The organism is Haematomicrobium sanguinis DSM 21259, assembly GCF_000688395.1.
GTDB classification, from domain to species: Bacteria; Actinomycetota; Actinomycetes; order Actinomycetales; family Micrococcaceae; genus Haematomicrobium; species Haematomicrobium sanguinis.
Genome location: NZ_JIAG01000006.1, coordinates 107505 through 119642, shown reverse-complemented (window position 1 = coordinate 119642; position 12138 = coordinate 107505). Strand labels below are relative to the sequence as shown.

The 12138-nt window shown below is 60.6% G+C and carries 10 protein-coding genes; 3 read left to right on the top strand and 7 right to left on the bottom strand.

Going from position 1 to position 12138, the window contains the following annotated elements; genetic code table 11:
* Positions 1–228, top strand: coding sequence for a helix-turn-helix domain-containing protein (locus O148_RS0107035; RefSeq protein ID WP_026530345.1), 228 nt, complete (start codon positions 1–3; stop codon positions 226–228).
* A gap of 51 nt (positions 229–279) precedes the next feature.
* On the opposite strand, the gene O148_RS0107030 is transcribed toward O148_RS0107035, so the two are convergent.
* On the bottom strand, positions 280–816 hold the full coding sequence (locus O148_RS0107030) for a hypothetical protein (protein WP_026530344.1): 537 nt from the start codon (positions 814–816) through the stop codon (positions 280–282).
* A gap of 119 nt (positions 817–935) precedes the next feature.
* On the opposite strand from O148_RS0107030, the gene O148_RS17050 reads away from it, so the two are divergent.
* Both O148_RS17050 and O148_RS15365 read left to right on the top strand, forming a co-directional pair.
* Positions 936–1802: a LysM peptidoglycan-binding domain-containing protein gene (locus tag O148_RS17050; RefSeq protein WP_051619958.1), complete on the top strand. Its 867-nt coding sequence runs from the start codon at positions 936–938 to the stop codon at positions 1800–1802.
* A 95-nt stretch (positions 1803–1897) separates the two neighbouring features.
* Positions 1898–2314 (top strand): Rv3235 family protein, encoded by a 417-nt coding sequence (locus O148_RS15365; RefSeq protein ID WP_051619957.1) that lies wholly within the window; start codon positions 1898–1900, stop codon positions 2312–2314.
* Positions 2315–2483: 169 nt separating this feature from the next.
* On the opposite strand, the gene secA is transcribed toward O148_RS15365, so the two are convergent.
* The 6 genes from secA to mtrB form a co-directional block, all read right to left on the bottom strand.
* Entirely contained in the window at positions 2484–5342 is a 2859-nt protein-coding gene (gene secA / locus O148_RS15360; protein WP_051619956.1) for a preprotein translocase subunit SecA, read from the bottom strand.
* An 87-nt stretch (positions 5343–5429) separates the two neighbouring features.
* Positions 5430–6725, bottom strand: a complete 1296-nt coding sequence (locus tag O148_RS0107010; RefSeq protein WP_026530343.1) for a winged helix-turn-helix domain-containing protein — start codon at positions 6723–6725, stop codon at positions 5430–5432.
* 84 nt (positions 6726–6809) lie between these two features.
* Positions 6810–7508, bottom strand: coding sequence for a ribosome hibernation-promoting factor, HPF/YfiA family (gene hpf, locus O148_RS0107005; protein ID WP_026530342.1), 699 nt, complete (start codon positions 7506–7508; stop codon positions 6810–6812).
* A gap of 160 nt (positions 7509–7668) precedes the next feature.
* Positions 7669–8325: a ComF family protein gene (locus tag O148_RS15355; RefSeq protein WP_051619955.1), complete on the bottom strand. Its 657-nt coding sequence runs from the start codon at positions 8323–8325 to the stop codon at positions 7669–7671.
* Between the two features lie 247 nt (positions 8326–8572).
* Positions 8573–10363 carry an LpqB family beta-propeller domain-containing protein gene (locus O148_RS0106995; protein ID WP_026530341.1) on the bottom strand — a complete coding sequence of 597 codons (1791 nt, stop codon included), beginning with the start codon at positions 10361–10363 and terminating at the stop codon, positions 8573–8575.
* Positions 10360–12135, bottom strand: a complete 1776-nt coding sequence (gene mtrB, locus O148_RS15350) for an MtrAB system histidine kinase MtrB (RefSeq protein ID WP_240470819.1) — start codon at positions 12133–12135, stop codon at positions 10360–10362. Before mtrB ends, O148_RS0106995 begins: the two co-directional genes overlap by 4 nt.
* Positions 12136–12138 lie beyond the last annotated feature (3 nt).

Below are 12138 nucleotides of genomic sequence, written 5' to 3'. Positions count from 1 at the left end.
GTGGCACAGCAACGATTCATTACACTCACCGACGTCGCTGAAATTTTGGGCATTTCTGGGGTTCAGGCGCGGGCTTTGGTGACCTCGGGAGAGTTGCGCGCCATACAGGTCGGCGGACGCGGCCAATGGCGAATCGAGCAGGATGTCTTGGAGCAGTACATTCAAGATCGGTACCGCGCCACGGAAAAAGCGTTGGAAGAGAAGAACCGTAAGAAGGCGGAAAAGTAGGCGAACTACGGCGGGGTCCCTCACGCCTCGCTCTGAACTCGACTCGCGTGATTAGGAGCTTGTCACACAAGCTAGCGCAGCGAACGGGATAGCGAGTCCCGGCTTTCCAGGCTCGGACTCCCCCGACATGCTGGAAACAAGTTCGACGTAGTCCCGACCCACGCGGGCGATCATCCCAGTAAATTCTTTGCCCGAGACCAGTCGCACATGGACGGGCTGGTACAGCGCGGCAACTTCACGCATTGCGCTGGGCAAGCCGAGGCGCAGTTGAACGGCGGACGTTTCGGTGCGCGCCCGCGCCGGTAGACCTTCCACAAGATTAATGGCGCTCAGCGGGATGAGGTGCGAGGCGATTTGCGATTCCGCGCTCACCCACTCGCTGCCCACATGGCGTATGACGCCGGTAATACTCGCCTGGGCATCCAGCCACAACCGAACACGGGTGCCGAGCGCGCCGAGTAACCGTTCATGCAGAGCTATCTGGGAGGACTCGTAGCGCAAGATCTCACGGATGTCGTTGTCGCGTTCTTGCTGGTTGAGGGCGTCGAAACGCCCGGCTAGGTCGTCAAAGAGTGATTCCCAACGCATAGGCACACGCTAAATCTAAAAAAACTTGTCGTCAACCACTAGACATCGTATTCATACTGCGGTAATCATTAAGCATCATAAGTTATTAAACTGCATCAAACTGAAGTAAAGGCGTCAGGATGTCCATTAAATGCTTGGATACCAACCAGAGCGGGCCGGTGACCAACGCTGGTGACGAGTTCGGTCCCGCATGCCAAAGCCGGCTTCACGTCGCCGACGTCTTTATGGCTGCACTGTTTGTCCTCTGCGCATTCGGACTGATTGCAGTAGGCACCGCACTGCTGGCATTGACCCCGCAGGAGGCTCCGCTGACCCGGGTGGAATACCTGATCGGCCTCACTGCCGCCACCCTCGGTGCAACACTTGCCCTCTGGTGGATAGTGGCGGCTGCACTCTCCCTCTGGCTCGCGCAACTGGAAAGGCACATCTCAAGTCCCGCACTTCGCGGGCGCTTTCAGAACGCACTTGCCAGCATTTCGCGAAAAATCGCGCCGAGCTTCATGAGGCGCCTGGCGACTGCCGTTCTGGGAGCAAGCCTGATCGGCACGTCGGCGGCGACTGCCAGTTTCGCCGAGCCCGTTACCTTTCCAAGTGCCTCGGTTTCCCCGACCGCGACCGTCGCCACCGCGCTCTTGACGTCACAGGGCGCGCCTGCCCCAGACCCGACCATTCCCGCTCCAGGCACCCCCGACCCTAACCCGCTATGGACCCCGTCGCCAGAGGACACCTCGGGCTCTGCCCTCATCCCGGATACTTCGCGGGACGTCGAAACTGCGATGGTGCCGGGTACCAAGGTTGTCGTCGATGTCGGCGACTCGCTGTGGTCGCTGGCCTCTCGACAACTCGGAGGTTTCGCCACCAACGCGGACATCGCACGGCTCTGGCCGGCCTGGTACGAGGCCAATAAGTCCGTCATCGGTGAGGACCCCGATCTGATCTTGCCCGGTCAAGTTTTGACCGTCCCAGAGCCTGTGCAGAGCAGATAAGAACCAATGACAACAACACCGACCGAAACAAGCCGACCAGCAACGCCCCTAACAGCCCGAAAAGCCCAGAAAGAACCTAGCGAAAAGAGCCGACCATGAACACCGCCCTTGCACCCGCCACCGAATCATCTGCCGCTGTACCGAACGTGCAGTCCCCGTACCTTGCCCGGGAAGAACAACACATCCACAAAATAGCCTGCGCCGTAGCGGTGGCAGCCATTGAAGCGCTCGCCGGGCACCGCTCGTTGGCTCAACTGACGCGCTGGCTCGACCGTGAGACATATGAACGGGTAGCGCGCAGGGCAAGTCTGACTGTGCGGCTGAACTCAGCGGGTTTCATCCGCAACGTCCACGCCGGCGCCCACATTCAGCGCTCCCAGGCGCAACGGATCGCACCCGGGATATATGAGACCGCGGTCATCATCGCGGAAAAGACGCGGGCCCGCGCCATCGCTCTGCGCATTGAGCAACACCGCGGGCTCTGGAAGATCACCGCACTGGACATCGCCTAAAAGCGTCCGAGTCCACACGCTCGAACCGCCACAGGCGCAGACGCGCCCACGACCCTACGGGCCATCCGACTACCGCTTCCGCGCCGTGCGCACCGACTACCGCTTGCGCGCCATTCTTACTACCTACCGCTTGCGCGCACCGACTACCGCTTACCGCTAGCGCACACGCCTACCGCCGCTTGCGCTTCTTGGAGTTCGAGCCGCCGCGCTTATTGCCGCCTCCGCGATTCCCCGCTGAACGCGCAGCGCCGCCCTTGCCGGCGCTGTCCTTGCCGGCGCCGCTGCCTCCGCGCCCCGCAACACCCGCACGCGCAACTGCACCCGCACTCGCATCCGCGCCACCGCGGGCCCCAGAACTCTGCGTACGCTGCGTGCGGGTTTCGATTTCGCCGTCATCGCCTTGAGCGCTGAACTGGAGCGTGGCCGGCTGCTGAGGAGCCTGCAGTCCCGGAGCGCTGACCAAGCCGGCCGCAGCCGCACGGCCATCGACCGCCCCGGACACGTTCACCGGAGCTTGCTCGGCCGGTTGCGCCACTTGAACTTCCATGTTGTACAGGTACCCGACGCTCTCCTCGCGGATCGCCTCCATCATGGACTGGAACATGACGAAGCCTTCGCGCTGGTACTCCACCAGCGGATCGCGCTGGGCCATGGCGCGCAGACCAATGCCTTCTTTGAGGTAGTCCATCTCATACAGGTGCTCTTGCCACTTACGGCCGATCACCGAAAGCACCACCCGGCGCTCCAACTCGCGCATCGCCGGCGATCCCAGCGACTCTTCGCGCGCCTCGTAGCGCACCTCGGAATCGGAAAGCACTTCCTCGAGAATCCGCTCGGTGCTCAATGCGGAGCGTCCGCCAGCGTCTTCTTCAAGTTCTTCAACGGTAATGCTCACTGGGTATACGGTCTTCAACGTCGCCCACAGCGCGTCTAGGTCCCAGTCCTCGGCCGAGCCCTCGGCGGTAGCTTCCTGCACAATCGCCGTGATCGCGTCCACGCGGAAGTTATTGACCTTTTCATGCAGGTCGTCGCCTTCCAGAATGCGGCGCCGATCCGAGTAGATTGCCTCGCGCTGACGGTTGAGCACGTCGTCATACTTCAAGACATTTTTGCGCTGCTCGGCGTTGCGTCCCTCGACCTGCGCCTGCGAGCTCGCAATCGCCTTGGTGACCATCTTGGATTCCAAAGCCACATCGTCTGGGATGGATGTGGTATTCATGATTCGCTCCGCTGCCCCCGCGTTGAACAGGCGCATCAGGTCATCGGTCAAGGACAGGTAGAAGCGGCTCTCCCCCGGGTCGCCCTGACGCCCGGAACGGCCACGCAACTGGTTATCGATGCGGCGCGACTCGTGACGCTCGGTGCCCAGCACGTACAGGCCGCCCAGTTCGCGGACCTCATCGCCTTCGCGTTCAGCGGCTTCCTTGGCCGCCGCAAACACCTCGGGCCACACCTTCTCGTATTCGTCGGCGTTGTCGGCGGGATCCAGGCCGCGCCGTTCCATCTCGGCTACCGCATTAAACTCGGCGTTACCGCCCAACATGATGTCGGTACCGCGGCCGGCCATGTTAGTTGCCACGGTCACCGCGCCGCGCCGTCCAGCCTGCGCAACAATCGCGGCCTCGCGTGCGTGGTTTTTCGCGTTGAGCACCTCGTGCCGAACCCCGGCCTTTGCCAGTTGCTTGGACAGGTACTCGCTCTTTTCCACACTGGTGGTTCCCACCAACACCGGCTGACCGGTCTCATGCCGTTCCACAATGTCCTTGACCACAGCGTCAAACTTTGCGATCTCATTCTTGTAAATCAGATCGGACTGGTCCTCGCGCGCCAGCGGCAGGTTCGTAGGAATCGGCACCACACCAAGCTTGTAGGTGTTCATGAACTCGGCTGCTTCAGTTTCCGCGGTACCGGTCATTCCCGCAAGCTTGTCATACAGACGGAAGTAGTTTTGCAGGGTGATCGTGGCCAGCGTCTGGTTCTCGGCCTTGATCTCCACACCCTCTTTGGCCTCAATGGCTTGGTGCATGCCTTCGTTGTAGCGGCGGCCGGCCAGAATACGTCCGGTGTGCTCGTCCACAATCATGACCTCGCCATTCAAGACAACATAGTCCTTGTCCTTCTTGAACAGCTCTTTCGCCTTGATCGCATTATTCAAAAACCCAATGAGCGGCGTATTCGCGGACTCATACAGGTTATTGATACCGAGGTAATCCTCCACCTTGTCGATGCCGCTCTCCAGCACACCCACGGTGCGCTTCTTCTCATCGACCTCGTAATCTTCTTCAGGCTTCAGACGCTGCACAATCTTGGAAAACTCGGTGTACCAGCGGTTCACGTCCCCGGTCGCCTGCCCGGAAATAATCAACGGGGTACGCGCTTCATCGATCAAGATCGAGTCGACCTCATCCACGATCGCGAAGTTGTGCCCGCGCTGGACCAGCTCGTCCACGCTCCAGGCCATGTTGTCGCGCAGGTAATCGAACCCAAACTCGTTGTTGGTGCCGTAGGTAATGTCCGCTTCATATTGCGCGCGGCGCACCGAGGGGTCCTGGCCGGTCAAGATACAACCGGTTTCCAACCCGAGGAATCGGAACACGCGGCCCATCAGTTCGGACTGGTATTCGGCCAAATAGTCATTGACCGTCACCACGTGCACGCCCTTGCCGGTGAGCGCATTCAAATAGGCGGGGAAGGTCGCAACCAGGGTCTTACCTTCACCGGTCTTCATTTCGGCAATATTGCCCAGGTGCAGTGCCGCGCCGCCCATGAGCTGCACATCAAAGGCGCGCAGCCCGAGCGTCCTGGCGGCCGCCTCGCGGACCGCAGCGAATGCTTCGGGTAGCAGATCATCGAGCGTTTCCCCGTCCGCATACCGCTCTTTGAGGACCGTGGTTTCGTTGCGAAGGTCTTCGTCTGACATGTCCTTGAATTCGTCTTCAAGGAGGTTGATTGCGTCCGCATAATTGCGAAGTTGCTTGAGTGTCTTCTTGTCACCCATGCGCAGGACGCGCTCAAGGATTGATGCCACAGCAATTGCTCCATGTCCGGTTGAGGCTTATCAGCTTGACTAGTCTATGCGACACCTTAGCCGGGCTAACTGAACACTCCCCTACAGTCATGCCTGCCGTGCCGCCGCGAGCAGCTGCCCGGCAAAATTTCCGCGCTGCTCAATTTCTACCTCATCGAGTCCCAACCAGTGCGCCATGTCCAGCAACTCTTGGTGAAGTTCGACGGCGTTGCTCGCCTGAGCGCCCGGCTCACCCCAGGCGCTGCGCACCAGAAGGCGGGAGGTGGCGCGGTCGGCCTTGAGGTCCACGCGGGCAACAATGTTCTCGCCATCCAGGAAGGGAAGGACATAGTAGCCGTACTGCCGTTTCGCTTCCGGCGTATAGATTTCAATGCGGTAGTGGACGTTGAAGAGCCGCTCGAGCCGTGTTCTTTCAAAGATGAGCGAGTCAAAGGGCGAGAGCAACGCCCGGGCGCGGACTTTTCTCGGTCGGCGTGCCTCGGCGTGCAGGTACACCGGCCCCTTCCACCCGGGCACCTCGACTTCTTCCACCACGCCGCGATCCCTCAAGCGTTTCACTGCTAGCTCGGTGTGGGTCAATGGCACCCGGAAATAGTCGGCAAAGCAACGAACCGTACCGATCCCATGCGCGCGAGCACCCGCTTCAATGAGTTGATCCAGGTGCGCTTGGGCATCCTCATCGCCCCGATCCGGGTGGGTAAAGGCGGTCAACGCGCCGAAGGGGTCCTCAGCGGCTGCGATCTGGTCGCGGTGCTGCCCGCTAATGCCCTCGAACCGATCGAGCCCTACTCCCAATTTCTCGATCAGCGTGTATTCGCGTTCGAACTGAGCGTTGCGGCGCGCGCTCGCCACGATTCCGCGTTCAAAGAGCGACTCGAGAACCAGCTTCACTTCAGACCAATTCCAGCCCCAATTAACCTTGGCCCGCTCCTCGGTGATGTCCAGGGCAGCGGAGATGGCTCGGGCGCTTCGCGGTTTGCCGGCGCCCAGCAGGTCGACAATGCGTCGGGTGAGTCCGTCCGCCCCCGCGCGCGTTCGCAGGTCCGTGGAGGACCAGCCGCGACGTTGCCAGGTTTTGGCCGCGGCGAAATACTGGGGCTGAATCAGGCTTGCCTCGTGAGCCCAGTACTCGATGAGTTGGCGCGGTTTACGGTGCGAGAGATTGTCTAACACCGCGGTGTCATAGTTGCCCATCCGCGAGAACAGCGGCAAATAATGCGCCCGCGTCAGCACATTCACACTGTCGATCTGCAGGAGCGCGAGCCGGTCGATCATCGACACAATGCGCGCCCTCGAGGTGGGCCGAGAGTCCTTGCGTCCGCCAAACCCCTGAGCGGCGAGCGCAATGCGTCGTGCTTGTTGCAGGCTGATCCGTGGCGGCATGACTTCACACTATTACGTCTATGTAGCGCGACACGCCGAGGAAACCGGTGTTTCCTCGGCGTGTCGCGCTACATAGATGAGGGGCTAGGAGGCGTTTGCGCGCTCCGGTTCGGGCGCGGAGGCCCGGTACGGGAGTTCGGTCGTTTCACTTCCTTCGCCATCCAGCGTCTCGGCGAGCGAAAGCACACCGTAGGTCCAGCCCTTGCGCCGGTACACCACCGACGTTTCGCCACTGTCCTGGTCGATGAACAAGTAAAAGTCGTGACCGACGAGCTCCATGTTGTCCACGGCGTCATCGACGCTCATCGGTGCCGCCTGGAACGTCTTTCGGCGGATCAACACCGGCGAATCAACACCCTCGTCCGTTGATGCAGCGTCATCGGGGAAATCCCCGCGCCGTTGGTCGCTATCGGCAAGGCTGAGACCGTCGCCAAGTCCGGCGGTCGCCACGGAAACCGCCATGGGCGTGTGCCGCCCGTGATGCACCTTTCGCTTGTCTCGCGCTCGGCGCAATCGTTCGACGAGTTTTCCGTAAGCAATATCGAAGGCGGCGAACTTGTCTGCAGCCTCGGCTTCGGCTCGAACTACCGGTCCTTTGCATTTGACGGTGAGTTCTACAGTGATGGCGGTGTCTGCGCGTTGCGCATGGTCAACGGAAGTGACCTTGACTTCCAGATATTGCGCCTTATCACTGAGCATGTCCACCTTGTCGATCTTTTCCTCGACATAATCGCGGAAGCGGTCCGGGATGCTCACGTTTCGTCCAGCGACGATCAGTTCCATAGTGTCCTCCAGTTTTGCTCTTGGTGACACAACAGCGATTGTGATCAGGTGATCACAATCGCTGAAGATGGGTTCTTGTCTTGACGATGTTGCCCATACTCCACCGTAGTTCAGACACCGGTTCCATGCACCCCTTTCCACAGACTTTTTCGGCAAACTCTTAGGTACTTTCCCCCTTGCGCTCCTCAACCGTGTCGCGCGGGGACCTCGTGCTGGCAAGTACGACGGCGGCACTCGGCTTAATCCCGTGGCTCACCAAGGCGCGAGTCGCCTCCGCGATGGTTGCTCCGGTTGTCAAGACGTCATCGAGAATGACGACGACGGCATCCGGCGGGATGTGCCTGCGCGGCCTCATCGTGAATTTGCCACGGGTCAGCCGTTGCCGATGGCGGATGTCTGCCCGTTTTTGACTCACCCGGAAAAGGTGGCGTATTTCGTGGGCCGTGGAGTGTTTCAGCACCGGCGCAATGGTGAGGTTGTCGGGGAGGAGGCATCGCCGTCGTACATTTTTGGTGAGCAGTTCCAAGGGCGAAAACCCGCGCTTGAGCCGAGCCGAAAGCGAACTGGGAACGGAAACTACCACCACGAGCGAATCGGGATAGTGCGCCGCCAGGGTTGCGAGCGTTCGGGCCAGGATGCTGGAGAACAGTCGCACCGTCAGGGTGTCGCCGCAGTCTTTGAAGCAGAGCATCGCCTGGGCGAGCGGACCAAGGTAGCGGCCGCTCGCGTGCACCGGCAGAATCGTTTCGAACTCGTGGCCGGGAAGCCACGGTAGCGCCTCCGCGCCGGCCTCGGCACGGAAGGGGACGGACGTCAAACGGCGGACGAGGCTCTGGCATTGTGGGCACACCGACCAGTCCTCTCGAGAACATACCGCGCATTCTTGGGGAAGAATCACGCCCAGCACTTGGTGACTTAGGTCTCTGATCTGCCGTGTGAGTGTGTAGAGCCCGCCCGCCGTTCGCATTCCTTAGGGCATCACAAAAATGGGATCTACAGAGCGTCAGAAGACACAATTGTGGATAAGTATCCAGAAAGTCGGCAAAAAACCCGCCTGTGGAGGACTATCCCGGGAAGGCCGCCTGGGTCACGTCCTTAGCGAATACCTCCCATTTGCTTCCGGAGAGCAGCATGACGCTGGTGTCTGTCGAGACGTATATTTCATTGGCGCCGTTGCCGGAGGTGATGGCGCTCGCATTGGCGATGCCTTGGAAGTATTCGGAGTCCGCGTTATCCAGCCGAATTCTTTCCGGGACACCTTCGTTTTCTGGGTCGGTGCCCAGTGTGAGAATGTCGGTGAGACCAGACCACCGCACTTGGGCTTGGCCCTCCCGTGTGGTGAGTTCAATGGGTTCGGTGAGTGAGCGTGGCGCACCGTTGCCGTCGCGAACAATGCCGGAAATGAGTATCCGAAGGGTGCCATCAGACATCGCTCCGATGAGCGCTCGCGAGCCGTCGGGGGAAACCCGGAAGTCGGTGACTTTCAGGTTGGAAATCCAGGGGGCCGAGACCTTGACGGGCTGATCTATTGCATCGTCTACGCGCGCGGCCATAACTTCGGTGTCCCCGTCGCGAGAGGTTGTCCACACCCAGTTTTGGATGGCAGAGTTCACCGAGACTTGATTGAAGCTTGGCGCGGTGAGCGCTTTGCCCTGGACCGCGGGCGCGTAGGTTTTCTGGGTTGTCACCGCATACAGGTTCGCGGCGTTAGGTCCAAGGAAGGCAAAATTCTGGCCGTCATAGGACATGGCGGGTTTGCGCGGTTGCAGTTCGCGGACAACGTCGAGTCCCTCCAGCGGATCCACGCTTGAGCCGGTCACCGTGACAAGACGGTTATCCTTTGAGGTGCCCACCATCGTGGTACCTACCGAGACGGAACTGGTAGCCGGGGTGAATCCCGCCGGGGTTCCTGCACGCACTTCTACCCCATTGACGGTCAGCATCACCGACGTGACACTGGATAAACCCTGGAGTGTGAACTGCAATTGTTGAACCATATGCCGCACCGTCTGGGGGCTAGCCCCGGCGAGGAGGTCTTCGGGGAGTTCCACGACAGCTTGCCCGGAATTAATGGGCACAGAGTTCACGCCGATTGTGCTTCCGTCGGGGAAGGCGGAAACGACCGCGCCCTGCAGATACGGGGCCGGACCCTTGAGCAATGCTTGAACCATGCTCCCGGCAATCACCGAAGGGCGGGAGAGGAACCACCTGGTGTCCGGAACCATGGTGGTGAAGCTTGAGTTGTAGAAGTAGAGGTACTGCGGCTGGAATATTTGATTGGCGAACATTTCGCCAATGATCAGCCCGTCGTCAATCTTGCTAATGCGCCATTGGCCGTCCTCACGTACCAGTTGCACCGGCAATTCTGCTTCGGTGCCGCGCCCATTCGAGGTCTTAATGCCATTGGCATCGATTTGCCCGGCAATTTGGAACTCGACCGTGGCGGTCGTTGCCGTGGGTTCGCTGGCCGTCGGCGTAGATTCGGCCGTTGCGGTTGGCCGTTCGGCGGTGCTCCGTTGCGCGGCCGCGCCGCTCTTGACGGTGTAGTCGGAGGCGTAAAGGGTGGTCTTGGCTCCCGGTTTCCAGGTTTCGGCAAGCTTTGAGCTGAGGTACAGGCGGGCGGTTTCAAAATCGTCGCGCGTGTTTGCCCCGGCGTTAATGAATCCGCGAACAATATCCTCTGCTGTTGCGCCGTCTTGGGGCGCTTGCGCGTCGATCACCGGTGGGGGCGCCGACTGCCCGCCGGTTGCCTTATTGGTCCCAATAGGTCCGGAAGTGGGAATAGTGGAACATCCGGAAACGAGAATGAGGGCAAAGACCCCGACAAGTATGGCGAGAAGTCGCGAACGCGTCATGAGATTTCTTCCTCCTTCTCTGTTTCGGCGACATCGCCCGAGGCCCTGTTCGTGACCGCGGTCAAGTCCTCCGGTCCGGGAAGCTGCCGTTGGCTGAGCGTGAGATCGGGTGGGAGCGCTAGCGGCGAGCCAGTGAGCGCTCCATCACGGTGCCGGGGCAAGGTCAGCCGGAAGCATGCGCCCTGACCCGGCTCTCCCCAGGCCTGCAACCACCCATGATGCAGGCGGGTGTCTTCCGTGGCAATAGACAGGCCCAGTCCGCTGCCGCCCGTGGTGCGAGCGCGCGCCGGATCGGCTCGCCAAAACCGATCAAACACCCGGGTCGCTTCAACTTGTGTCATTCCGACACCATGATCGCGTACGGCAATGGCAATAGCCTGATCGTTGCCTGCAAGGTAAATGTCCAGTGGTTTCCCATCGCCGTGCTCCAGGCCGTTGACCACCAAATTGCGTACAATGCGCTCAATACGGCGCCGGTCCACATCGGCAACAAAATCCTCGCCGCCCTCGTCTCCGGACGTCGGTGCCAAGGCGTGCAGACGCACGAGCGCATTGTGACTGGTCGCCAACGGCTCGGAACCGGCCATGACGTCCTGTACCAGCGTCAGGAGGTCGGTGGGTTCCGGATCGAGCACCGCGACACCGGCGTCGAAACGAGATACTTCGAGCAGGTCGGAAAGTAGTAACTGGAACCGGCCAACCTGATCATGCAGGAGCTCTGCGGAACGTTGGATATCTGGGGAGAGCGAGTCGCGATAGTCGTAAATCATTTCGGCGGCCATACCGACGGTCGTAATTGGCGTCCGCAATTCGTGCGAGACATCGGAAACGAAGCGCTGTTGCATTTCTGACAGGCGTCCCAGTTGGGTAATTTGCTCCTGGAGGCTCGCGGCCATGTGGTTAAACGCCGCGCCCAGTCGCGCGACCTCGTCCTCGCCGCGAACCGCCATGCGCTGTTCGAGGTCGCCCGCCGCGAGCCGCTCCGAGACTTGCGCCGCTTCCGAGACCGGCTTTACGACGGATCGAGTCACAAGCCAGGCAATGGCGCCAATGGCCAGCAAGAGGATGCTGCCGCCCAGCCACAGCACACCGTGAATGTTGTTGAGCGTGCTCTGCATGGCGCCCAAGTCATAGACGAGGTACAGAGCATATTGCGCGTTGGGCGGCACGTTGACGCGCGTGCCGTAGGCGATGGCGGGAACGTTTCGGCCGTCGCTCGTAATTTGCAGCGCCTCGTAATACTGGTCCGGTCCGGTCGCCACTGCCCGGGCCAGGTCCGGCGGGATCTGCGAGGGGGCCAGCCCGGGCGAGGATTGCTGGTACACCCAGGAGTCCTGACCGGGGTTAATGGGCGTCAGAATGAATTTTCGCGAGATATCCGATCCGGTCCGTTCCAACTGGCTGAGTTGGTTTCGCACCGCGAATTGGGTGGAATCTTTGTCCTGATCGGTAAAGGAGTTAAACAGGTTTTGCATACGGCTGAGTTCCGTACGCGACTCTTCGGTAAAGGTGCTAACCCGCTCCTGATATAGCGCATTGGCTATTTGCGAGGACAAAAAGGCGCCCACCCCGAGGAACGCTACCGCCGTGAGCAGCACCGTCGCCGCAACGGCGCGAAATTGCAAGGAGGTACGCCAGTGATGCAGTACGCCAGAGAGAGCGGATGCGATCCGCCGGTATGCGGAGCCAAGGCGAGCCTGTAGCTTGCGGAGCCACTCGGGCCGTTCCGGTTTCGGCAGTGGCTTCAGCGGCGTCGGGTCAAGACTGGTCAAACG